A 24,265-nucleotide genomic window follows, 5' to 3' on the forward strand; every position below is an offset into this window, starting at 1 on the left:
GGTGTGCCACTTGTGTAAGTTGTTCCTGTTGGGATTTTCTTACCGTTTGCTTCACTTACTGGAATCTCTACTGATTCTCCTGGTTTACCACTTCCGTCATTGTACTTCGGTGTGTAATCATCTTTATCACGGTTGACTACTGTTACAGTGACTGGGACTTCCTCTTCTGATCCATCTGGATATCTTACGAGAACTTTGCCTGTTACTTTATCACCTGGATTCTTATCTGATGGAATGGTTACTGTTACTTTTCCTGTAGTTTTATCTACTGTGATGATTCCTGGTGTGCCACTTGTGTAAGTTGTTCCTGTTGGGATTTTCTTACCGTTTGCTTCACTTACTGGAATCTCTACTGATTCTCCTGGTTTACCACTTCCGTCATTGTACTTCGGTGTGTAATCATCTTTATTTGGACGTCCTACGACTACTGGAACATTTACTGTATCATGTGAACCATCTGGGTATGTGACTTTCACTACCGCATTTCCGACATTACCTGATGTATTTGTTGACGGTTTACTTTGTACCGTTAAAGTTCCTGGAGCAAAGTTTTGTACTTTAGCCTTCACTTCATCATCCGTAATGTTATGGTTATACGGAACTGTTAAGGTTTCTCCTGTTGGGTTGTGAGCGTCCGCTTGGCTTCGTACTGTAATTCTAATTTGTTTTGTAGTTAAACGATTGTTTTTATCGTACGCCTTAATTGTTACAGTATAATAACCTACTCCTGCTGTTGGTGTTCCTGTAATTTGGTTGTTCGCATATCTTAATCCTGCTGGTAAATTAGTTACTTCAATCGGATTATTATCGCGCATTCCTACTCCACCTGTATTATCTACAGCTGTTACTGGAATTGGCGTAATAGATTCATTTTTCGTTACTGTTGCGCTTTCCGCTGTAATTGTTGGTCCTGTTACGTCGGTTACTGTAACTGGTACATTTACATTGTCAAATGTTCCATCTGGGTATGTGACTTTCACTACCGCATTTCCTGCGTTTCCTGCATTCGCTGTTGATGGTCTACTTACAATTGATAAAGTTCCTGGGCCTGCATTACTTACTTTTGCTTTTAATTCCGCATCTGTAATGGTATGGTTTTGATTTACAGTTAATCCTGCTCCTGTTGGATTGTGAGCGTCCGCTTGGCTCCGTACTGTAATTGTGATTGTTTTTGTAGCCATATTCCCATTTTTGTCATAGGCTTTAATGGTTACTGTACTATTTCCAGGCGCTCCAGTCGGTGTTCCTGTAATTCGATTATTCGCATATGTTAATCCTGATGGTAATCCTGTTACTTCGATCGGATTATTATCGCGCATTCCAACTCCACCTGTATTATCTACAGCTGTTACAGAAATTGGAGTGATTTGTTCACGGCTTGTTACTGTAGCATTACCTGCTGTGATTGTTGGTGGTATATTGTCACGTTTAGTTACAGTAAAAGTAAAGCTCACTGGTGCCGCTCTGTGATTAGCATTATCCGTAGCATTAAAAGTAATTGTATTAGTCTTACCAACATCTTCTGCCGTTGTTGTAATCGTAATAGTTCTTATTTTTTCAGTATCAGTGTCTGTTGGTGAAGTTACAGATGCTTTCCCTGAAAAGACCCTAGTACCGTATTTTGTTAGAAAATCATTAGCATCAAGATTAACATGTTTATTATCTCTTGCTGTTACTGTAAAGGTTACATTTTGTCCTTCAACTACTGTTTGATTAGCTGGTGTAATAGCTAATGTTGGAGCTTGTGTGTCTGGTGCTTCTGTTGGTGTAACTGGATCACTTTTCTCAGAAACTACAACTCCGCCATTGTCAACCGTTGTTTCAGCTTTAAGAGGATTTCCTGGTAAAGCTCCGGACACTGTAATTCTTGCAGTTGTCCCATTTGATGTCCCTTGTCCAATTACACGATCTCCATCATATAATTTTACAACAGATCCATTTTTAACCCCGCTGCCTACATTAACTTCTATTGTTTGATTTGTTAAGCCTTTTTTGTTCACTACGCTCGTTGTAATCGTCGGTTTTTTAGGGTTAACCGTAAAGTGAACTTTTCCATCTGATCCTGAATTTGCATCTTTTGATGTAGAGCCATCTTGGTATCTTGCAATTGCTGTATAAGTAAACTTACCAGCATTTGCTGTACTTGGAGAATTATTTCCTTCCCAACTCCAGCTCATTCCAGCAGGGAAATCTCCACTGCCCTTACGCGTAATATATTTATCCGCTACAGGATTACCAGTGTTTGGAATGGTGTCTCCTACAACTTTTGTATGTCTGCTACCTTGGATAGGATATAGTTTTGCTTGTTTTTCTCTTAAGGTTGGTTGTACTGGTTGGTCTGGATAATCTGTATATTTTGGTTCACTTGCATCTTTTCCTGAAATGAATGTATATGCTTGGTTTGTAGTAAGTCCAAATGTACCAACAACTGCTAATGCAAAGGCCTCTCTTACCTGATCATCTGTTACTCCAGCTTTTAGCTTAGCTTTCACTTGCATGTGAATCGCAGAATCTCTATCCTCTGTTTTAACCCCAAAACCATAAGAGTATCGATTAAATTTGCTTTCCGTTCTTGTTACCGCATGAATTAAAAGTGGATCATTGCTATTCCCCTTAAAAGTATCACGCATATCTCGATTATATTCACCGTTATGTCTAATATCTAAAGCATTGAAATACGTTAATTTTCTCCAACCTGAACCATAATCAGTTGAATTATTTAAGAAATTAACATTATGAGTAGCAGTTCTAGTAAAGTTTTCTGGATTTTGAGAAAGCGTTCCAGAGTTACCATTTCTCGTATAAGTTTCAAATTTTAAATCTCTTAAAGTATTACCTTTATAAAGACCCTCGCTTGTTAAATCTAAAATTTGAGGTGGTAAAATTAATCGATAGATTTGATATCTACTTAGGTGCGCCATTGAGGCACCATCATTATTGAAGAAAACATCATAAACTACATAACGTTCTCCATCGATTGTTGTCGTTTTAGCGAACATATCTACTTTTTTTCGGTATATTCTCTTAATCCATTTCTAACGACTCTGCTTCCATCACTCGCACGGTGACGTTGATAAATCAATAAGTTGTCACTTGAATCCCATCTTGAAGAAATTGAAGCCGCTCTTACATTTGTTCCTTCTTCAATTTTATTTCCGTTACGTGGGTCATTCTTACCTGAAGTTAGACGCAAAGTCGCTATCTTGACAGAATTAAATGTTCTTTTTACACGCTGATTCAAATCCTCAAGTTCATTAGATGTTACCCTAGTATTTGTCAATAACCCTTGAGCAAGTGAGAGAACTTCATTGGCTTTTTCCAACACTTCTTTAGTTGTTTCATTTTCAGGCAAATCAAGAAGCGCAGCTTGTAATTGATCAGTAGATAATTTTAAAGATTCTTTTTTCTCTGTTATGCTTTTATCAGCTTCCTTGTTTTGAGAAGTAGATTTTTCAGCTTCACCTAGTTCAGAAGTAATTTTATTATCTTTGACTTCAGTCTTGTTCTCAGTTGCAGTTTCTTGAACCTTGCTTGATTCTTTAGTAGCATTTGATAAGACAGTTAAGTCACTTTCTAAAAGGGAAAGTAGTTCATCTACATCCTTCTGTGTTGCAGTATCACTATCTAGTAGGGCTTGTCCTTTTTGAACTCTGTCCTTAATCGGAGAAATAACTGACTTGTCAAGATCTGATTTCGATGAAAGAGTAGTCTTTAACTCTTCAACTACTTTTTTTAATTTCGCTTTATCAACCACTTTGACAACGTTTTCATTTTTGGTTGTCGTCTTCTTCTCCAAAGGATTCTGTGCAGCTTCTACTTTGATAACAGTAGGTTGTTGAATCTCTGCGAGTGATTTATTCTTCTCTTTTTGATTATGCACATCTGTGGTATTTTGTGAGTTGTTTTCAATCACACTATCCGCACTAGCAACACGCGCACCCAAAAACATCAGTGCTGCAACAGCCACTGACGCCGCACCAAAGCTATATTTACGAATAGAGAAGCGTAGAACCTTTTCACGTTGGTGACGCTTTACTCTACTTAGTGAATTCGATTTGTTTTCCATTTTTCCTCCTTATGTCAAAACACAAAATCAAATTAAAAAGCAATTTTTATAGCTAATCCCAAGTAGGAATATAACCATAAAAAATCACTATGATGAGCATTTTACACATCACAGCTATTACAGCTCGATTATACCACAATCAACATATTTAATCAAATATGTAGCGTTATACTGATTAAAATTATAGGAAAATGCATATTTAAATATAATATTATAAATATATTAAAATATTGTGTAGCAAAAACAAATCTATTCATAGAAAAAGTATACTAATTTCTTTTTAATCAAGGTTTTATCTACATAAAAAACCTATAAGCTCTATAGAGATATAATCCACTAGAGAGTTTATAGGATCTAGAATAGTTACTATTTATTTTATTCTTCTGTTATGTCAATAACAATCTCTTCTGATTCATCAAGAGTTTCGGCCTTTTCTTGCCATTGCTCCTTGAGATTATTGAATCGATCTTTTGATGCTTCTGTCGCTTGACGAGCACATGATTTGGCTTGAGCAAGTACACTGTCCACAGTAATTTCACCTGACTCAACCTGTTCTTTGGTTTTAAGAACAAAATCTGTAGCCTGCTCCTTGACTTCTGTCAGTTTTTCACAGACTTGCTCCTTGGCATACTCAGGATCTTCTCTCAAATCATCCAGAAAATCTTGAGCCTGACTGCAAACTTGTTTGCCCTTATCGCTTGTTAAAAACAAGGCAAGAGCTGCACCTGAAACGGTTCCTAAAAGGATTGAGGATAGTTTACCCATAAGGATTCTCCTTTTTTATTTTTTGAAAAATTTACTTGCAAGACGAAGAGCTGACAAACTTGCACCAGTCTTGAGTGTTTTCGAACCAGCTGATGAAGCTTTCTTGCTCAAGACACGCGCATGGTCATTGAGGTCTGAAACAGATAGAGATAAATCTGCAACAGCACTAAAGAGTGGATCAATCGTTGCCACCTTGGCATTGATATCATCTGCCAAGACATTGACCTTAGCTAGTAATTCATTGGTATGATGCAAGGTCACATCCACATCTGAAGTCAAGGTTTTAATCGTCTTTTCTGTTTCATCAATCACACGTCCAAGCTTTTGTACAGTAATAATTAGATACACTAAAAATACAATCAAAGCAAGGGCTACAAGAATATATGCAACTTCTAACATTTACTTTTCCTCCTCTGAAATATAGTAAGGGGCCTTCTTTCGATTTTGATATAGAATGATAAAAATACCGAGACCGATAAGGACAACTGATAGCCACTGAGATACTCGAAGACCAAAGAACATGAGGCTATCTGTTCGCATGCCTTCGATGACCATACGACCAAAACCATACCAAATCAAGTAAAAGGCAGTGATATGACCTCGTCTGAGGCTCTTCCATTTTCGTCTGAATATCAGAATCAAGGCAAAGCCAAGCAAATTCCATAAGGACTCATAAAGGAAGGTCGGTTGACGGTAGCTCCCATCAATATACATCTGGTCACGGATAAAGCCAGGTAGATAATCCAGATTATCCACTGCTGCACCATAAGCTTCTTGGTTAAAGAAATTGCCCCAGCGCCCCAGACTTTGGGCAATCATGACGCTGGGCGCCGCAATGTCTAGAAAATCCCAAGTATTGATGAGTTTGCGATCAGCAAAGATGTAGAGTACAAGAGCCCCAGTTATTAAACCACCATAGATGGCCAAACCACCATTCCAAATGGCAAAAATTTCTCCCAAGTTCTGACTATAGTAATCAAAACGGAAAATAACATAGTAGAGACGAGCTCCTAAAATAGCCAGAGGAAAGGCTACTAAGATAAAATCTAAAATATCGTCTGGTATGATCTTCTTCCTAGGCGCTTCTTTCATGGTCAAATAAACCGCAAGAATCAAGCCTGTCACAATACACAAAGCATACCAACGAATGGCTATAGGGCCTAGATGAATAGCAATTGGATCAAGCATTAGGCACCTCGTTCTGAGCAATAAGATTTGTCAAGCGTTCTTCGAACAAACGCGTCGCATCAAAGCCCATTTCCTTAGCACGATAATTCATGGCAGCTGCCTCAATCACAACAGAGATATTACGACCTGTTTTCACTGGAATGCGGATACGAGGAATGGCTACGCCAGAAATTTCAAGTTCCTCTGCATTGTTTCCAAGACGATCAAAGGTCTTATGCGTATCATAGTTTTCCAAGTAAACAGCTAGCTGGACTTGTGAAGAATCCTTGACCGCACTCGCACCGTAGAGGCTCATAATATCGATAATCCCAACCCCACGAATTTCAATCAAGTGTTTCAAGATTTCAGCAGGTTCTCCCCAAAGAGTTAATTCATCCTTAGAATAAATATCTACCCGATCATCTGCCACTAAGCGGTGACCACGTTTGACAAGCTCCAGACCTGTCTCACTCTTACCGATACCACTATCACCTTGAATCAAGACACCCATCCCATAAATATCCATCAAAACACCATGAACACTGGTACGTTCTGCCAAACGAGAATCAAGGTAATTAGATAACTCTCCAGACAAACGACTGGTCGCCGTACGGCTGGTTAAAATGGCAATCTTACACTCTCTAGCTGCCTTTAACATTTCTTCTGGAACCACCAAACCACGAGCAACAATGACTGCTGGTGTCTCAGGTAGAAACATTTTTTTCAAAACTTGGTAACGGTTGTGAGAGGACATTGAAACGAGATAGGACCACTCCTTCATTCCCAAGAGCTGGATTCGCTCTGGCGTGTAGTAGTCAAAATAGCCCGTCATTTCAAGACCAGGTCGCGTAATATCCGCGGTATTGATTTCCTTTTCAAGTAATTCTGGTTCGCCATAGACAATGTCTAGTCTAAGCTTTTCAATCACTTCTTTTACTAAAACCGACATCATTTCCTCCTTCAAATGAGTTCTTCCCTCTATTATATCAAATTGTAGGAGGATATTTCAGATTTTTGCAAGCTTTGGAGTATTTATTTAAAAGAAAAAGACTAGATTTCTCTAGCCTTTCATTTCTAATTAGAATTTTTTACGTTTACGAGCTGCTTCTGATTTACGTTTACGTTTTACAGAAGGTTTTTCATAGAATTCACGTTTGCGTGTTTCTTGAAGAGTACCAGCTTTAGTAACCGCACGTTTGAAACGACGAAGTGCGTCGTCAAGAGATTCATTCTTACGTACTACTGTTTTAGACATTTTTTTCACTCCCTTCAAGTTCAATATCTATTATATTCTACACGTAAAAGGAATAATTGTCAAGAAAAAATGCGGTTTAATTTTGATTTTTTCTGCCATTTATACAAGTCGTGAAAGCATTAAATAGAAAAACTGAAAGAGTTCACTTTTTTATTTTTCAAGTAAACTAAGCGCTTCAGCATCTGCGATGATGGTCACATTCGGGTGATTTTGTAGGCTACTTGCTGGCAAACTCTCAGTCACTGGACCAGACACGGTTCCAGCAATAGCTTCTGCTTTCGACTCACCGTAAGCAAATAGAAGGATAGACTTGGCATCCAAGATATTCTTAATCCCCATTGAAATGGCTTGGGTTGGGACGTCTTCAATCTTGTCAAAGAAACGTGCATTTGCTTCAATAGTAGACTGATCAAGATCTACAAGGTGTGTTTGACTGTCAAATGGAGTACCAGGTTCATTAAATCCGATATGTCCATTGCGACCGATTCCCAAGATTTGGAGGTCAACTGGATGGTCGGCCAAAATTTGGTTGTAGCGTTCAACTTCAGCTTCAGCATTGTCCTTAACCCCACGAGGCAAGAAACTTTCTTTAAATGGTTTTTGGTTAAACAAGTTTTCTTGCATGAAGTAACGATAAGACTGTGGGTTGTCCCCATCAAGCCCTACATACTCATCTAGGTTGACACTGGTTAGATTTGAAAAATCAAGGTCGCTCTCAACAATTTCCTTGTAAAATTCAAGTGGACTGCTTCCTGTTGCAAGTCCTAGGGTTTGAGCGCCGTTGGCCAATTTTTCCTTCAAAATCTCAAAAGCAACTTTTCCACCTTCGATTTGGTTTTCAACTTTAATAACTTTCATCTTTTCATCCTCCGTTTTAATCTATATTTATTATATGGTATAGACCAATTCTTGTCAAGTGAAAACGATTTAATTTCTAAAAAAAGAGCGTCCAAACTTGAAACATGTTATAATGGATAGGATTAGAACTTAGAAAGAATGAACAGATATATGAATACAGCTGATTTTGATTTCCACTTACCCGAGGAATTGATTGCCCAAACGCCTCTTGAAAAACGAGATGCTTCTAAACTCCTCATTGTCAACCGTGAGACGGGAGAAATGCAGGATAAACACTTCCACTCTATTATTGATATGCTGGAACCTGGCGATGCCCTTGTCATGAATGACACCCGCGTTCTCCCTGCCCGCCTCTATGGTCAAAAGGAAGAAACTGGAGGTCATGTGGAACTTCTCCTGCTCAAAAATACTAGTGGAGATGAGTGGGAAGTTCTGGCTAAACCTGCCAAACGCCTCAAGGTCGGGACTCGTGTCAGCTTTGGTGATGGTCGCCTCAGCGCTGTCGTTACGGAAGAATTGACCCACGGTGGTCGTATTGTCCGCTTTGATTACCAAGGAATTTTCCTAGAAGTTTTGGAAAGTCTGGGTGAAATGCCGCTACCACCTTATATCCATGAAAAACTGGATGACCGCGAACGCTATCAAACTGTTTACGCCAAGGAAAGTGGCTCTGCTGCAGCACCTACTGCTGGTCTCCACTTCACCAAAGAACTGCTGGCAGAAATCCAAGCCAAGGGTGTTCATCTAGTCTATCTGACGCTTCATGTCGGGCTCGGAACCTTTAGACCCGTTTCAGTTGACAATCTGGACGAACATGAAATGCACTCAGAATTCTACCAACTTTCTGAAGAAGCAGCTACCACTCTTCGCTCTGTTAAAGAAAACGGTGGTCGTGTCATCGCTGTCGGAACTACTTCTATCCGCACCTTGGAGACTATTGGTTCCAAGTTTGATGGGCAAATCCAAGCAGATTCTGGCTGGACCAATATCTTTATCAAACCTGGGTATGAATGGAAGGTCGTAGATGCCTTCTCAACCAACTTCCATCTGCCAAAATCAACTCTGGTCATGTTAGTTTCTGCCTTTGCAGGTCGCGAATTAGTCTTAGATGCCTACCACCATGCCATCCAAGAACACTACCGCTTCTTTAGTTTCGGTGATGCCATGTTTATCTATTAATTTTCATAATCAAAAAACGCATATTATCAGGCATTATAAAACCTTGATAGTATGCGTTTTGTTATGGATAAAAAATGAATTAATTTATTCTAAAGCTCGGATCTTTCAAACTCTGCACACTGGCATTGATTACCGCACCGACAATCAAGATCTTAGCGATGAGAATAAACCAGAACATCATGACCACCACGACAATCGAACTGAAAAAACGGACGTCCACTAGGTGATTGACATAATTGTTGACATAGACTGAAAAGATATTAAGTAGTAAGACCAGAGTCAGCATGACAAAGGCACTACCTGGCAATACATGTCGAATTCGTCGGACCTTAACATTAGGCAAGAAATAATAAAGCATGACCAAGATTGCAAAAATCAAGGCATAGACCAAGGGGCCTGTTAGGTCTTGCAGATAATCAAAGAGAGGACTATCCGATTTCCCGTAGCTCTTGATAAGGTTGAGAAGCATGCGGCCAAAAACACTCAAAAACAGAGCTGAGGCGAAGAGAATCTGCAAGCCAAAACTGACAAACAAACTCATGAGCTGACTAGAAATCATTCCACGATTTTTAGCTACTCCGTAAGCTTTATTGAAGGCTTTCTGTAGGAAATTCATTGATTTTGAAAAGGTCCAGAGGGCTGACAAAACCGCAAAACTCAATAAGCCCGTTGACGGTTGGGTCAGCACTTCTGTAATAATCTTTGCGACCACATCATACATGGTTTCTGGCAAAAATTCATTGACAACCTTTAAAAAATTAGAGACTGGAATCTGAAAATAAGGGAGGATATTAACCACCACCAAAAGCAGGGGGAAAATCGAAATCAACCAATAGTAGGCTACTGCGACGCTGGTCAACTCACTATCTGATGCTTGATAATAATGTAAAAAAGCTTTTAATAAAGGTTTGTCTATCAGCTCTTTCCACCACTTCTTCATGTCACACTCCTTCACTTACAATCTTATACTCAATGAAAATCAAAGAGCAAACTAGGAAGCTAGCCGTAAGCTGTACTTGAGTACGGTAAGGCGACGCTGACGTGGTTTGAAGAGATTTTCGAAGAGTATTAACTAATTTCTTCTTACCAATTCCACCATATCATAAGGCAGGGTATTGGCAGTTTCCTTCAAGGAATAGTTCTCTAAGTTATTGACATTTTGTCGTAACTTCTTGGCATACTTGGTCGTAATCAATCGTTTTTCTTCGTATTCGAAAATCAACTTGCGCTCCAGATAATAGCCTCTCAGCATTTCATCGATATTGTTGGGCTTAACTCGGTTGATAACCCGCTCGACAAAGGCACCACTGGTGATAATAGCTGTTTCTCGGAGACGAGAATCCTGCATGAAGCTGATCAAAGAACTCTTGTAAACACCTTTTAGGTTCTCTAAACTTTCGATGATCATCTCAGTATTTTCTAGATAGAGCTCTGCAATTTGGTCATAGTCAAGGGCTCTGAGTTTCTGTGATTCTTCATTTTTCCAACTGCGAAAGGTCTTGCCTAAGGTAAAGACTTCATGAAGGAGAAAACGTAACATCCGCAAGGAAACAAGGAAATAATAGGTCAATCGTGAAGCAAATTTACGATTGATACTTTGTTCCATGTTTTTCAAATAACGTTGGTAGACTCGATAGGCACGCTCACTCATCTTGTCTTCTTCGTAAGCCTGTTCCAAACCATCACTTTCAATACTGAGGATGAGAAGTTTCAAGGCCTCCCAGTCCTCTTGTTCACCCTTATTTTCTTGACTCAGGATAAGATTCTCTATTCGTCCATGGTAATTGTCAATGGCTGCATAGAGAGGGAGCTTATTCTTATGAGTTTCAAGTTCTTTTTCTAACTCCGAAGTAACCTCATTCAAAATGGCGATATGCATGAGATAATCCTTGCTTTCTTCCTGTTCATCCGAAAGATGGGGCAAGACCAAGAGACCTGTTAAAAAGCTTACAAGTGTCACACCTGCGACGAGGAAAAGCAAGAGAGGATACTCCTGCTCTAGATTACTTGGTATCAAAAGAATCGTAGCAATCGACACCGTTCCCTTAACACCTGAGAAGGTCAAGAGAAGCATGTCCTTCATATACTTATTTAACTTTTTCTTGAGACGTCTAGTCCTATAGGCATAATAGCCATAAATCATGACAAAACGAATAGCAAAGAGGAGAAAGGTAAGGACTATAAGAGATACCAATAACAGTAAGGGATTATAGATTGGATTGGTCAAGATAGGCTCTGCTATCATTTCCAACTCCATCCCTAAAATCACAAAGACAGAACCGTTCAGCATAAAATTCACTGTATGCCAAACCGTCTCGGTCACCGTATCCACTTGGGCTTCGAGGAGCGTAATTTTCTTAAAACGGCTTGCCTTTAGAATCCCAGCAACTACAACGGCAATAATTCCTGAAACGTGTACTTCTTCTGCTAGAAAGAAGGTTATCAAGGGTAAACTCAATTCCAGAAGGAGCTCACTAGCAATATCTGTTGCTCTCACACTTAGCAAGAAACTATGGAGGAAACGGTTGGTCATGGCTGTTAAAAAGCCAATCAAAAAACCGCCTAGTATTGAAAAGATGAGCGAACTACTCGCTTGCCCAAGGGAAAAGGCCCCAGTTGTCCAAGCTGTCAAAGCTACCTGAAAGGCAACCAAACCTGATGCATCATTCAAGAGTCCTTCACCCTTAAGGATATTGGACACACGCTTAGGAAAGCTAAAACGCTCCGAAAGAGAAGCAAAAGCCACCAAGTCCGTAGGCCCAAGGGCTGCCCCAACAGCCAAACAAGCTGCCAAGGGAAGGCTGAGCCAAAGAAGATGGGCCAAGCCACCCAAACTCAGGGTCGAGATGAAAATCACTGGAAATATGAGATAAACAATGATTCGCCAGTGTTTTAAAATAGCCGTAATATCTGCTTCCTCTGACTCTCGGAAAAGCAAGGGCCCGATAACCAAGGCCAAAAACAACTCCGTATTGAGATGAAAATCGGTATTGGGTAAAAAGAGACCAATCACAATTCCCAAAAGAATTTGCACCAAAGGAAGAGGTAAAAAGGGCAGGAGCTTATTGGTTGTACTTGAGACAATCAAGACCAGTAAAAATAGGATGAGGTAAATCAGTAATTCCACGCACGACCTCCTTAATCTTTTTTACAACAAGATTCAAACATCTCCTTCTGCTCTTTGATTTTTTGGTCAATCTTGGAACAATCCTTGTGCTCAATTTTTCTCTGGCACCGTTCCATTTCAAGAGCAACTAATTTTTTCTTGATTTTAAGCATTTTTTTGCTCATATGCGCTTGGTCTAGCACTCCCACTGCTCGTTCGTGGTGGGTTGATTCGACAAAATTCTGGCGCATGGCATCCAGCTTTTCACGTAGGTATTGTTTATCCATGTCTATATCTCTCTAATTTTTCAATCATTACTAAAAATGGTGGGTTGTTAACTTGATTAAGAGTTCGGTAAATGGCAGCTGTGTACTCTTGTTGGTTCAACTGACTAACAAAATCCAAGACAGCATCCCTCTCGAGGTCGCCTCCTTCATGACCATAGTAGATCATGATAGCAATCCGTCCCCCTTTGACAAGCAAATGACACAGCTTTTCTAATGCTTCAATCGTTGTCTGAGGTCGGGTAATGACGGATTTATCAGCAGACGGCAGATAGCCCAGATTAAAGATCCCTGCCTTGGCTTCAGTCACAAACTGGTCCAGTATCTCATGACCTTGCAAGATTAACTGGGCATTTGTCAGGCCAGCCTGATGCAAACGCTCTTGGGTCTTTTCCAAGGCTTGTTCCTGAATATCAAAAGCATAGACTTGCTTGGCTAGCTTGGCTAAAAAAAGCGTGTCATGACCATTTCCCATTGTCGCATCCACTACGATATCATCCTGAGTCACTACCTCAGCCAAAAAATCATGTGCCATCTCAAGTGGTCTTTTCATTTTCAAACTCCTGTTTTACAGCCTTGCATCCTTGAACGCTTCCGCGACGTCGCATCTCCATCTCAATGCTGTTGAGAACTTCCCATTTATTGAGGCTCCACATAGGACCAATCAGCATATCCCTAGGTGCATCTCCTGTAATTCGATGAATGACGATATGCTTGGGAATGATTTCCAGTTGGTCACAGATGACCTTAACATATTCGTCTTGGCTCATCAGTTGCAAACGTCCCTCGTGGTAATCTCGTTGCATACGCGTATTGGTCATCAGGTGAAGCAAGTGCAGTTTAATTCCTTGAATATCGTTATCCGTAACACAGCGGCGGACATTTTCAATCATCATCTCATGGGTTTCACCAGGAAGTCCATTAATCAAATGAGAAACAATCTCAATCTTGGGATACTTTCTCAAACGCTTGACCGTTTCCACGTACAACTCATAGGAATGGGCACGGTTAATCAGATCAGAGGTTGTTTCATAAGTAGTCTGCAAGCCCAATTCAACCGTCACATGCATGCGTTCCGATAATTCAGCCAAATATTCAATGGTTTCATCTGGTAAACAGTCTGGCCGTGTTCCGATATTGATTCCTACTACACCTGGCTCATTGATAGCCTGCTCATAACGCTCTCGGATGACTTCCACCTTTTCATGGGTGTTGGTAAAATTTTGAAAATAAACCAGATACTTCTGAACATCCGGCCACTTACGGTGCATAAAGTCAATTTCCTTATAAAATTGCTCACGGATAGGCGCGTCCGGTGCTACGATAGCATCTCCAGAACCTGAAACCGTACAAAAAGTACAGCCTCCATGAGCCACCGTTCCATCACGATTGGGACAGTCAAACCCCGCATCAATAGGGACTTTAAAGGTCTTTTCTCCAAAGAGTTTTCGATAATAATCATTCAAGGTGTTATAAGATTTCATAACTTTCATTATAACAAAAAACACCCACAATCTCAAAAGCCTGACTTTCCTATAAATTCCTCTGTTTCTCGTTTCCTTTAGCGATTTTTTATGATACAATATGGGTATGATTTTAATGAAATTAGCATCTATTTTATTATTGATACTGACTTTAGTAGTCTGCATTATCATAACCAAACTTTTTAGATTAAAAAAATTAGGACGAAACTTTGCGGATTTGGCTTTTCCAGTCTTGGTATTTGAGTACTACCTAATCACAGCTAAAACCTTTACCCATAATTTCCTCCCTAGACTGGGCCTAGCCCTCTCAGTCCTAGCCATTATTCTCGTCTTTTTCTTCCTTCTGAAAAAACGCAGTTTTTACTATCCTAAATTCATCAAATTTTTCTGGCGTGCAGGATTCTTAGTAACCCTTATCATGTATATCGAAATGATTGTTGAATTGTTCTTAATGAAATAATCGAATCCCTAAACATTTTCTAGGGATTTTTGCTTTCTCTACAAAATAGGATAGACAATAACACTATACAATTTTATATAATTTTATACAAAGAAAATCCCTTAGAAACTTATATTCCAAGGGATTTATCTTCTATCTAGGACAGAGTTTCTCTCTGATTTTTAATGATAAAGAAGGTATCAAAATTTCTAATCTTCTTTTTTACCTTTAGTGGCTACTAATCCTGCACTCAAACCGAGAAGAGCTAAGCCTGCTGCTACTGCTGCTTGGCTTGTCGCACTTCCTGTATTTGGTAACTGGGCTTTATTAGCTTGACCGGCTTCACTTGAAGCGATTTGTTTTGTATCTGCTTTTTCTGACACTTGTGGTTTTGTAGTTTCTTGAGCTACTGGTTTGGGTGTTTCGCCAGCTGTCCCCACTTCCACGATACGATCTTTTACAGCGACTTTATCGTAGGTGTCTTTGAGTTGGCGTTTACCATTGTCCACTTCAATCAAGCGAACACGGACACCTTGTTTTCCTTCTTGGAGGACACGGGTTTCACCTAGATACAACTTATCAGACTTACGCTCCTGAACTTTGAAGTCGATGGTTTCTTCTTCGACTACAAGTTCTGGTCTGTTGAGCACAAGATTTTTCACTTCGTCTTCTGGAAGAGAAGTGCCTGGGTTTGTCCCAACTTCCACGATACGATCTTGTGCAGCGACTTTATCATAGGTTTCTTTGAGTTGGCGTTTACCATTTTCCACTTCGATCAAGTGAACACGGATGCCTTGTCTTCCTTTTTGAATGACACGGGTTTCACCTAGATACAACTTGTCAGACTTACGCTCCTGAACTTTGAAATCAATGGTTTCTTCTTCGATTACAAGTTCTGGTCTGTTGAGCACAAGATTTTTCACTTCGTCTTCTGGCAGAGAAGTGCCTGGTTTAGTACCAACTTCTACTATACGATTTTGTGCAGCAACTTTATCATAGGTTTCTTTGAGTTGACGTTTACCATTTTCCACTTCAATCAAGTGAACACGAACGCCTTGTTTTCCTTCTTGGAGGACACGAGTTTCACCTAGATACAACTTATCAGATCTACGTTCCTGAACCCTGAAGTCGATGGTTTCTTCTTCGACAACAAGTTCTGGGCGATTCAGAACAAGATTCTTCACTTCGTCTTCTGGAAGAGAAGTGCCTGGGTTGGTTCCGACCAAGACGATGCGGTCTGTTGGTGCCTCTACCACTTCATGGAGTTTTTCTTCCTTACTTCCATTAGGATTTATAGCTGTGAAGATACGTTCCTTACCAACTTTTCCTTCTTGTTCTACACGAGTTTCACCAAGATACAGTGTTGAATCCTTTTTCTCAACTATCTTGTAGGCTATATCTTTTTCAACCAATTCAAGTTTTGGAAGTTCTTCTTGTACTGCAGCAACTGTTTTCTCAGAAACTGGTTTTTCCTTAGTCAACTGGATACGGTATTCCTTGACTTGTTTTCCATTTTCTGAAACAAGACGAACAAGTACTGGAAGACTATCATCGCCACTATCTACAACTGTTGAAGCTACTCGATTGATTTCTTCAACTGAGACTTTTGGACGTTGACCTTTATAGGTGATTTGATAATCTTGACGATTTTCAGCGAAATCAGCAAGTTCTTTTCCATCTACAAGAATCTTCGATTGAGTGCTTTCTTGAGGCAATTCGCTTGGTGCAAGGAAGGTCATCTCAATCATCGCAACACCGCTCTTATTTGCTTTACGCTCCATACGCCATCTCATAGCTTTGGCTTTGACAGCTTTAAATGTTACGTTTATTTCATCACCAGCTTCAATGTCTTTATCCGCACGATAAGGAACAGCTTCCCAATTTTCTGGGTTGTTGAATGGATGTCCTGATTCGTAAGCTTGGTAGTTTGAATAGTAGGTTGGCACTTCAAAGTCTGGACCGACATAGCGTTCCAAAACAAGTTTAGATGGTGCATCTGTACCACTATCTGCAAAGAACTGAACTTTTCCTTGTGCAACAGTCCGTTCTACAATCTTCCCATTTTCACGGAAGATTACGCCTGCTGATACTTCTGGATTGGTAGACGGTCTTGCAGACCAGTTTGTCCAACGACGATTTTCTGAATGATCTCTGTCATTGAGATAGTCAACGCGGTCATGAGAGTTTTTATCAATATCGTTGGTTGCTGAAGCAAAGGCCTGATTACCATTTTCATCATAGTTAGGGTTATCTGAAAGAGCCTCACCAAGTTTATCTGTCACTCGTACAGTGAACTCTGCAGTAAGATTGCTACCAAGGACATGACCTCGAACAGTAAATTGACCTGCTTTTGTCAGATTTTCTGCTGGAACTTCTTCCCATTCAACTGTCAGGTCTTTTGTTTCGTAGCCGTCTTTACCTGTGAAGTAAACTGGAACCTTAGTCGGCAATTCAAGTGCTTGACCTACTTGTACCAAGCGAGCTTGTTTAACCACAGCAACTGGTTTATGAGAAAGTAAGTTCTTATCCTTAGTGAAGTGCAGACGGTATTCTCCTAAGATGTCGCCATTTTCAGCTTTCGCGATGACACGAACTGGCTCACCTTCACGAACACTTGGAACAACAGTCGCTAGGCCATTGTTGCTAACACTTGCTGTGACTGCGGGAACTTTTCCATCTACAGACTCAAGGTAGTAGTCTGTCAAATCAGGGTTGAAGTTTGCTAAGTCTTTGCCGTCAACTTGGATTCTTGTTTGTCCTTGTTTGGCTGCCGCAACTTGTTTCGCAAAGATTTGTACTTCTGTGATAGACGTTCCACGCTTGTTATCTGCTTTAACCATGCGAATACGAACAGCATAGGTTTCAACTTTATCAAAGCTAAAGTGGTTCATTTCTCCAGCCTTGAGTTGAGCAGGGGCTTTTAGATTAGTCACTTGTTTCCAGTTAGCAGAATCATTAAAGACATGGTCCTCATTGCCTACAAAGCTAGGATTCTTAGGAGCTGTTGGAGCAGTATTACCAACATAATACTCAATCACATAAGACTTCGGTGCACCAACGCCATGGTCTTCGTGGAATCCGACACTTAGATTATCAACGGAGCGTTTGCTCAAGATACCTGAATCTCCAAACAGAACACCGACTGAAGCTTCTGGATTACTACGATTCCAGTTTGTCCAACGATTGGCTGGTCGGTCATTAAAGGAAATCAATTTATCGTTGACATTTGAAACAGGGTCGGTTGGATTTGAATCTGAAGCAAAGGCAAGTGGCAATTCTGAACCGGTCCATTGGTCTGAAATGTTTGCACCTTGCTCAGTTTGAGCAGATACGCGAACATGAAGTTTAGTTGTTAATTGAGTACCTTCTAAGCGACCATTAACTGTAAAGACACCTTCCTTAGAGTATTGCTCTGGACGAATCGCATCCCATGCAACCTTAGCTGATGAAACGTGACCATTTGAATCATATGTACGAACGCTTTCTGGTAATTGTGGTGCTTCTGCGATTGGAGTTGTCACACTAACTTCTTCAACTGAAACGATGCCTTCTATAGATACTTTAGCACGCGCTTCCAGGTCAATGCCTTCAACTTTACCTAACACTTCAAAGCTTTGATAGTGGTCTAGTTTTTCTTTCGGAATAGCTTGCCAAGTGACTTTGTGAGCTTTAGGGAAACCTTTGTCATACTCAACCGTTACTGTTGACGGAAGAGTAGGTTCTTGGTGTAAATCTGTCACTACATTTACAGGACGGATGGATTGCGCAATCTTCTTCTCAGTATTTGCTTGTATAGTGAGATTGATTTGACCTGTAGCACCCTCATATTCAGCTTTCAGAGTAAGTGCTCCTGGTTTATGCAACTCAAGCATTCCTTTTCGGACTGCAACTTCCCCTTCACCGCTTGTGGAGAAGGTCACCTTATCAGCTGGTAATACAGCTTGCGTTCCATCTTGATAGTGAGCTCGAACTGACAATTTGACTGTTTGGTCTTCTTTGAGACTGTCAGCTTGTTCCACTTGCAAGCTCAAATGAGCAATTTTTGGTGCTTCTTCTAGGAATTGAATTGCATAGGTTTGAAGAGGGCCACCATCTTTAGACTGAACAAAGATGCTTGCACGCATGCCGTTTGCTGCGCTTGCTTGAAGAACTGTAACATCCGCATTTTCAGCACTTGCTGTTACTTCTGGCAATTGGGCACCATAAGCAAGAGTGCGGTATTGCATTGGTTGTTGACTAGTAAGCCCTGTTACTACTTCACCTCCAACAGTAACAGTTGGCACTACAGGTGCTGCAGCTTTTCCTTCTTCTACCACAAGGGTTGCATGAATAGTTTCTCCAGCTAACTGACCAGTCATTTGAATACGTGATCCAGCTACTGAAAGTTTGGCTTTATCTACTTCCGCAATCTCCCAGCTATCTACTTCGTACTCTTGTACACTTCCATCGGTTACAAGTATTGACACATATTTATCTACAGTGTTCAAATCTGCTCCTGGAGTAACACGTTTAACTGTTGGTAATTCTTTCGCAATTGCTAGAACCTCGACACGAGCCTCTACCTCACGTCCATTTGCTGTACCTTTAACAGTCACAACTCCTGCTTGACTAATATCGACTTGAGACCAAGTTACTGGAAGTTTTTCACGACTACCATCGCTGTATACAAAACCTACTGTTTTCGGCATTTTTGGTTCTTTACCAATTAATGTACGAACTCTTGCTACTTCTGTCCCCAAAACAGTCTTCTCTTGTCCTTCTTTTTTACCAGTAAAGACAGTTACTTGACTAGATTTCAAGAGATCTGAATGGGCTGTCAGTGTGAATTTCCCTGCTTGCTCAGTTGATTTGACAATGGCAACACCTTTACCATTAAATGCTTTACGAATCCAAGAACCATCTGCTTGCGCCTTATAGCGTTCACGGCTGGCTTGTTCCCCGTTATCGACACCGACAAGTTGGCCTTGTCCGTGCAATTGGAAGCGAACCAGATTATTAGCAGTTGGAACCACATTCCCTTGGCTGTCAACAATTTCATAGTAAATGTAAGTCAAGTCTTTTCCATCTGCTGCGATTGCATGATCTTCCTTGATAAGACGAACACCTGCTGGTTGACCTGCTGTCGTAATCTTATCTCGAGCAATTTCCTTGCCAGATTCATCACGAGCAATTGCTTCCAAGGTACCTGGTTGATAGGCAACTTTCCATTCAAGATAAAGTTCATTAGCATTTGCACCTTCTTGGTAAGTCCGCCCATCGCTGGTTTGTTTTTTATTAAACGTCTTAAGACCGAGAGATTTTCCATTCAAGAACAATTCAACACTTGCAGCGTTTGAATAGGCACGAACTGGAATCTTACCTTCTGCGTCAGCTACTTTGGATGCTAATTCTTTGTTTTCCCAATTCCAGTGAGGAAGGAGGTGAACCATTGGTTTTTTCTTTGCAGAAACCCATTGACTTTGGTAGAGATAGAAGTCATGTTTTGGAATACCCGCTGTATCTACAATACCAAAGTAAGAGCTTTTAACCGGCGTGTGGTTTTGGTTGTGCCATGGAGTTGGTTCACCGATATAGTCCGTACCTGTCCAGATAAATTGACCAGCATAACCAGCATTGTCACGGTCAAAAGTCCATGAAGCGGTTGCAGTTTTACCCCAACCAACACGGTCGTTTCCATAATCTGACTGTTCGTAATGACGTTCAGGACCGTTACTATGTTTCAATTCACGTTCAGGGCGATAATAGCTACCACGTGTACGAGTAGCTGAAGATGTTTCTGATCCATAAATCAACCAATTAGGATGTTTTGCGCGAAGGGCCTTGTAATTATCTTCAGAATAGTTAAATCCAACCGCATCCAGTTCATCAGCAATTTTCTCATGCCCTCCGCTACCATTACCGAAACGGAACTTATCTGCTCCCATGGTAACATAACGAGTCTTATCAACATCCTTGATAACCTTGACCAAACGTTTAACAGTCGCTAGAGAATGGGGATCCCCATTTGCTTCACCGATTTCATTTCCGATTGACCACATGAAGATAGCTGGGTTGTTTTTGCCTCTTTCGACCATGGTACGTAGGTCAAAATCAGACCATTTTTCACCTTTTTTAGCCTCAGGGTGAGTAGCATCTTTTTCAAAGAAACGGCCATAGTCATAAGGTTTCTTTCCGCCATACCAAGTATCAAAGGCTTCTTCCTGAACGAGTAAACCTAGTTCTGCTGCGATTTGCAAGGTTTGTTCACTAGCAGGGTTGTGGGTTGTACGGATGGAGTTAACCCCCATCTCCTTCATTTGTTTGAGACGGCGATATTCTGCTTTATAATTTTCTTCTGCTCCAAGCGCTCCGTGGTCATGGTGCAAGGAAACACCATGGAATTTAATGCGTTCGCCATTCAAAGAAAAACCTTCATTTGGTGTCCAGTTGTAGTAGCGATACCCAAATAAATCTTTTTTAGCATCAACCAACTGACCATCTCGATAAACACGTGTAACTAACTCATACAAGGCAGGTTTGTCATTTAAAACTGTCCAGAGTTTTGGTCTTTCAACTTCTAAAATAGCATCAAGGCTTGTTGATTCATGTGCTTTCAAGGTACGGCTCTCTGTACGAACCAAACCTGTTACAGCCTGACCACCTCGCTCAATGATTTGATATTCTGCTACAAGTTGGTGGTCTTTATCGTCTGTATTGATGATTTTGCTGGTTACATGCGTTTCAACCTTGCCGTGTTGCTGTTGTTCTAGTTTTGGTGTTAAAATAGTTGTCCCATTTTTCTCAACATGCACCTTATCTGTCACTTGTAAAGTCACATCACGATAGATACCACTTCCTGAATACCAACGGCTACTTGGCTGTTTGTTGACTGCATGAACAGCAATTACATTCTCACGTCCATCTTTGTTCAAATAGTTAGTGATATCATATGAAAATTGGTTATAACCATTTGGGTAATGACCCACTAACTGACCATTGACATAAACTTGAGAATCCATGTAGACGCCATCAAAAGTAAGGCGAACATTTTTCTTGAGGTCTTTTTCATCTAGTTTGAAAGTCTTGCGATACCAAGCTTCCCCACCGTTAAGCTGTCCACCTTCGTTTTGTGCAGGAGATTCATGATCGAAATCATTAAAGATACTCCAGTCATGCGGTAAATCTAATTTTTTCCACGTAGATACATCTGCATCCGGTTTAATGGCTTCCTTAGAATTCGCATTGAGTTTAAAGTGCCAATTTTGATTAAAATTCACTTTCCTGTCTTCAATCATTTGATTGACTTCTTCATTTGTTACAGCTTTAGCATCTTCCTTGAGCGGTTTTTCTTGACTTGAAGCTTGTAATTCTATCCTTGGAGCTTTTTCTTCCTGTTTAGCAGACACTTTTTCCTCTTTTGGAGTTACGACTTCATCTTCTTTCTTCTCAGATGAAATAGACTCAGTTACACTAGGTTGTTTTTGTGCTGTCCTTTCAACTACTTTTTTAGTTTCCAAAGCTTGATCAACCTTTTCTTCTGCTATCGTTTTTTCCTCTTTAGGTTTCTCAGCAGTATGAGTAATAGGTGTTTCATCCGCATAAACTATAGATTCTCCAGCTATACTTCCACCTAATAGAACTGCACAAGTCCCAATCATTACTGAGCAAGCTCCCACAGCAAACTTACGAATGCTATAAACTCTTTTCCGATTCCAATGGCCTTTTCCCATAAAACCCTCCTTTTAGTAATCGCTTTCATTTTTATGTAAGCGCATAACTTTTAATAGTCTTTTTTATTTTATAAAATAATATAAGAATTTTCAATACTTTAAACATATAAAATAATATTTTTGATTGTTTTTTCTAAAATTTATGAAATAATAAAAAAACTGAATGTAGTTTTAAAATAAAAAATGCTCATTAACATTTAAATTAAAAGAATTAAAAAGTCCCTTTAAAAGGAACTTCTTCTACTTATAATTAAAAGTCTCCCCTGCCAACTTATCAGCTAGCTTAGGAAAGAGAGTATAAAACTTATGGGCTAAGTTCAACAAAACAGGAAGATTAAGTTCTCGTTTGTTTTTTCCTATAATCTTGACAATCTTTTTAGCCACTGCATCTGGTTCTAGCAGGAAACGTTCAACCGATTTGAGATAGGTGCCATCTGGGTCGGCTTGGTCGAAAAATCCTGTTCGGATTGGTCCTGGATTGACTGTTGTCACATAGACTCCATATGACATAAGTTCGAGGCGCAGAGCATTTGAAAAACCAATAGCCGCAAACTTAGTGGCTGAGTAGAGACTAGACTTGCCAGTAGCAATCAAACCTGCCATGCTAACGATATTGATGATATGACCTTGCCTCTTCTCCTTCATACGAGCCGCAAGGCGACGAGACATATTCATCAAAGCAAAGGTATTGACCTCGAACATCTGATGAATATCTTGGTCAGAAATCTGGTCAAATTCCTCAAAAATCCCGTAACCAGCGTTGTTTATCAAGACATCAATCTTGCCATAGCGGAGATAAAGGTCTGCTACCAGAGATTCTAAGGCTGAATCATCGGTAATATCGATTTCAATCAATTCTGCATGGGAATGATTTCCGTATAGTTGGGCTAATTTTTCCTTATTTCTACCAAGCAAGATGACTTGGTCATTTGGCAAGAGTTTGACCATTTCTTGGGCTAGGCCACCGCTAGCTCCGGTAATGAGAATAGTAGGCATACTTATCCTTTCCCAATCTTTTAGATTTCCACTTCTTCCAAGTCTTTGACCACATGGACATTTTCAAAAATGCTAGCAGCATCTTTCTTGAGCTTGCTGATATCTTTTGAGAGGAAACGAGCACTGATATGGTTAAGCAAGAGGCGTTTAGCACCTGCTTCTACTGCCACCTGCGCTGCCTGCATGTTAGTAGAGTGACCATGATTGCGAGCAATTGTTTCATCGCCCTTGCCATAAGTGGACTCATGAACTAGGACATCAGCATTGACAGCCAGACGCACACTGGCATTGGTTTTGCGGGTATCACCCAGAATGGTGATTATCTTACCTGGACGTGGAGCTGAGATATAGTCTGCTGCCTTGATTTTAGTTCCATCTTCTAAAACAACGTCCTGACCGTTTTTGATTTTTCCAAAAAGTGGGCCAAATGGGACGCCAGCAGCCTTAAGCTTTTCAGCATCCAGCGTTCCTTCCAAGTCCTTTTGCATGACACGATAGCCAACGCAGAAAATAGTGTGGTCCAACTCCTCTGCATACACAGTGAATTTATCTGTTTCAAGAATTTTCCCTAGAGAATCTTGGTCAAACTCATGAAAATGAATACGGTAGGGCAAACGAGAACCTGACACACGTAGACTGGTTAAAACAAATGATTTGATCCCTTGCGGTCCATAGATTTCCAAATCTGTCTGCTCTTCATTAGCCTGAAAAGCGCGGCTAGAAAGGAACCCAGGCAAACCAAAAATATGGTCTCCATGCAGGTGGGTGATAAAGATTTTGCTGATCTTACGTGGTCGAATTGTGGTTTCCAGAATGCGATTTTGCGTTCCTTCTCCACAGTCAAAGAGCCAGACTTCGTTAATCTCGTCCAAGAGTTTCAGGGCGAGACTTGAAACGTTGCGGGCTTTAGAGGGCTGACCTGCCCCCGTTCCTAAAAATTGAATATCCATTCGATAC

The 24,265-nt window shown here is 40.4% G+C and carries 18 protein-coding genes; 2 read left to right on the forward strand and 16 right to left on the reverse strand.

Annotated elements, in window-relative coordinates; translation table 11 throughout:
* The 8 genes from FBF73_RS08120 to FBF73_RS08155 all read right to left on the reverse strand — a co-directional run.
* Positions 1-2,921: Rib/alpha-like domain-containing protein (locus FBF73_RS08120; protein ID WP_169435201.1), on the reverse strand; the 2,921-nt coding region annotated here is incomplete at its 3' end.
* Positions 2,922-3,001: 80 nt separating this feature from the next.
* On the reverse strand, positions 3,002-4,066 hold the full coding sequence (locus FBF73_RS08125) for a YSIRK-type signal peptide-containing protein (RefSeq protein ID WP_136937492.1): 1,065 nt from the start codon (positions 4,064-4,066) through the stop codon (positions 3,002-3,004).
* 375 nt (positions 4,067-4,441) lie between these two features.
* Positions 4,442-4,831: a YtxH domain-containing protein gene (locus tag FBF73_RS08130; protein WP_000517381.1), complete on the reverse strand. Its 390-nt coding sequence runs from the start codon at positions 4,829-4,831 to the stop codon at positions 4,442-4,444.
* A gap of 15 nt (positions 4,832-4,846) precedes the next feature.
* Positions 4,847-5,230 carry a DUF948 domain-containing protein gene (locus FBF73_RS08135; RefSeq protein WP_136937493.1) on the reverse strand — a complete coding sequence of 128 codons (384 nt, stop codon included), beginning with the start codon at positions 5,228-5,230 and terminating at the stop codon, positions 4,847-4,849.
* A complete protein-coding gene (lgt, locus tag FBF73_RS08140; protein ID WP_136937494.1) occupies positions 5,231-6,019 on the reverse strand; it encodes a prolipoprotein diacylglyceryl transferase in 789 nt (262 codons plus the stop codon).
* On the reverse strand, positions 6,012-6,947 hold the full coding sequence (gene hprK, locus FBF73_RS08145) for an HPr(Ser) kinase/phosphatase (RefSeq protein ID WP_169435205.1): 936 nt from the start codon (positions 6,945-6,947) through the stop codon (positions 6,012-6,014). Before hprK ends, lgt begins: the two co-directional genes overlap by 8 nt.
* A 129-nt stretch (positions 6,948-7,076) precedes the next feature.
* Positions 7,077-7,253: a 30S ribosomal protein S21 gene (rpsU, locus tag FBF73_RS08150; RefSeq protein WP_000048054.1), complete on the reverse strand. Its 177-nt coding sequence runs from the start codon at positions 7,251-7,253 to the stop codon at positions 7,077-7,079.
* Positions 7,254-7,403: 150 nt separating this feature from the next.
* Complete coding sequence (locus FBF73_RS08155; RefSeq protein ID WP_125411285.1) at positions 7,404-8,111, reverse strand: glucosamine-6-phosphate deaminase; 708 nt, start codon at positions 8,109-8,111, stop codon at positions 7,404-7,406.
* A gap of 150 nt (positions 8,112-8,261) precedes the next feature.
* Between FBF73_RS08155 and queA the strand changes: the two genes are divergently transcribed.
* Positions 8,262-9,290, forward strand: coding sequence for a tRNA preQ1(34) S-adenosylmethionine ribosyltransferase-isomerase QueA (gene queA / locus FBF73_RS08160; protein WP_125411284.1), 1,029 nt, complete (start codon positions 8,262-8,264; stop codon positions 9,288-9,290).
* 79 nt (positions 9,291-9,369) lie between these two features.
* Here queA and FBF73_RS08165 read toward each other — a convergent pair whose 3' ends face one another.
* The 5 genes from FBF73_RS08165 to FBF73_RS08185 form a co-directional block, all read right to left on the reverse strand.
* Positions 9,370-10,230, reverse strand: a complete 861-nt coding sequence (locus FBF73_RS08165) for a YihY/virulence factor BrkB family protein (protein ID WP_136937496.1) — start codon at positions 10,228-10,230, stop codon at positions 9,370-9,372.
* Between the two features lie 132 nt (positions 10,231-10,362).
* Positions 10,363-12,417 (reverse strand): cation:proton antiporter, encoded by a 2,055-nt coding sequence (locus FBF73_RS08170; RefSeq protein ID WP_136937497.1) that lies wholly within the window; start codon positions 12,415-12,417, stop codon positions 10,363-10,365.
* 11 nt (positions 12,418-12,428) lie between these two features.
* A complete protein-coding gene (locus FBF73_RS08175) occupies positions 12,429-12,683 on the reverse strand; it encodes a hypothetical protein (protein ID WP_023945631.1) in 255 nt (84 codons plus the stop codon).
* Entirely contained in the window at positions 12,676-13,233 is a 558-nt protein-coding gene (locus FBF73_RS08180) for a tRNA (mnm(5)s(2)U34)-methyltransferase (RefSeq protein ID WP_033684903.1), read from the reverse strand. Before FBF73_RS08180 ends, FBF73_RS08175 begins: the two co-directional genes overlap by 8 nt.
* Complete coding sequence (locus FBF73_RS08185; RefSeq protein WP_023946280.1) at positions 13,217-14,173, reverse strand: TIGR01212 family radical SAM protein; 957 nt, start codon at positions 14,171-14,173, stop codon at positions 13,217-13,219. The genes FBF73_RS08180 and FBF73_RS08185 overlap by 17 nt, the downstream gene beginning before the upstream one ends.
* A gap of 91 nt (positions 14,174-14,264) precedes the next feature.
* On the opposite strand from FBF73_RS08185, the gene FBF73_RS08190 reads away from it, so the two are divergent.
* Complete coding sequence (locus FBF73_RS08190) at positions 14,265-14,624, forward strand: DUF3397 domain-containing protein (protein ID WP_136937498.1); 360 nt, start codon at positions 14,265-14,267, stop codon at positions 14,622-14,624.
* Between the two features lie 188 nt (positions 14,625-14,812).
* Here the strand turns inward: FBF73_RS08190 and FBF73_RS08195 are convergent, their stop codons facing one another.
* From FBF73_RS08195 to rnz, 3 genes are all read right to left on the reverse strand, one after another.
* Positions 14,813-22,312: an Ig-like domain-containing protein gene (locus tag FBF73_RS08195; protein WP_240798249.1), complete on the reverse strand. Its 7,500-nt coding sequence runs from the start codon at positions 22,310-22,312 to the stop codon at positions 14,813-14,815.
* Positions 22,313-22,552: 240 nt separating this feature from the next.
* On the reverse strand, positions 22,553-23,308 hold the full coding sequence (locus FBF73_RS08200) for an SDR family NAD(P)-dependent oxidoreductase (RefSeq protein WP_136937499.1): 756 nt from the start codon (positions 23,306-23,308) through the stop codon (positions 22,553-22,555).
* A gap of 20 nt (positions 23,309-23,328) precedes the next feature.
* Positions 23,329-24,258 carry a ribonuclease Z gene (gene rnz / locus FBF73_RS08205; RefSeq protein ID WP_136937500.1) on the reverse strand — a complete coding sequence of 310 codons (930 nt, stop codon included), beginning with the start codon at positions 24,256-24,258 and terminating at the stop codon, positions 23,329-23,331.
* Between the last annotated feature and the right edge of the window lie 7 nt (positions 24,259-24,265).

This window comes from Streptococcus mitis (assembly GCF_005144795.1).
GTDB lineage: Bacteria > Bacillota > Bacilli > Lactobacillales > Streptococcaceae > Streptococcus > Streptococcus mitis_BB.

Coding starts and splice junctions, on each gene's coding strand:
- FBF73_RS08125 (WP_136937492.1), bottom strand. CDS start 4,066: ATGGAAAACAAATCGAATTCACTAAGTAGAGTAAAGCGTCACCAACGT.
- FBF73_RS08130 (WP_000517381.1), bottom strand. CDS start 4,831: ATGGGTAAACTATCCTCAATCCTTTTAGGAACCGTTTCAGGTGCAGCT.
- FBF73_RS08135 (WP_136937493.1), bottom strand. CDS start 5,230: ATGTTAGAAGTTGCATATATTCTTGTAGCCCTTGCTTTGATTGTATTT.
- lgt (WP_136937494.1), bottom strand. CDS start 6,019: ATGCTTGATCCAATTGCTATTCATCTAGGCCCTATAGCCATTCGTTGG.
- hprK (WP_169435205.1), bottom strand. CDS start 6,947: ATGTCGGTTTTAGTAAAAGAAGTGATTGAAAAGCTTAGACTAGACATT.
- rpsU (WP_000048054.1), bottom strand. CDS start 7,253: ATGTCTAAAACAGTAGTACGTAAGAATGAATCTCTTGACGACGCACTT.
- FBF73_RS08155 (WP_125411285.1), bottom strand. CDS start 8,111: ATGAAAGTTATTAAAGTTGAAAACCAAATCGAAGGTGGAAAAGTTGCT.
- queA (WP_125411284.1), top strand. CDS start 8,262: ATGAATACAGCTGATTTTGATTTCCACTTACCCGAGGAATTGATTGCC.
- FBF73_RS08165 (WP_136937496.1), bottom strand. CDS start 10,230: ATGAAGAAGTGGTGGAAAGAGCTGATAGACAAACCTTTATTAAAAGCT.
- FBF73_RS08175 (WP_023945631.1), bottom strand. CDS start 12,683: ATGGATAAACAATACCTACGTGAAAAGCTGGATGCCATGCGCCAGAAT.
- FBF73_RS08180 (WP_033684903.1), bottom strand. CDS start 13,233: ATGAAAAGACCACTTGAGATGGCACATGATTTTTTGGCTGAGGTAGTG.
- FBF73_RS08185 (WP_023946280.1), bottom strand. CDS start 14,173: ATGAAAGTTATGAAATCTTATAACACCTTGAATGATTATTATCGAAAA.
- FBF73_RS08190 (WP_136937498.1), top strand. CDS start 14,265: ATGGGTATGATTTTAATGAAATTAGCATCTATTTTATTATTGATACTG.
- FBF73_RS08195 (WP_240798249.1), bottom strand. CDS start 22,312: ATGGGAAAAGGCCATTGGAATCGGAAAAGAGTTTATAGCATTCGTAAG.
- FBF73_RS08200 (WP_136937499.1), bottom strand. CDS start 23,308: ATGCCTACTATTCTCATTACCGGAGCTAGCGGTGGCCTAGCCCAAGAA.
- rnz (WP_136937500.1), bottom strand. CDS start 24,258: ATGGATATTCAATTTTTAGGAACGGGGGCAGGTCAGCCCTCTAAAGCC.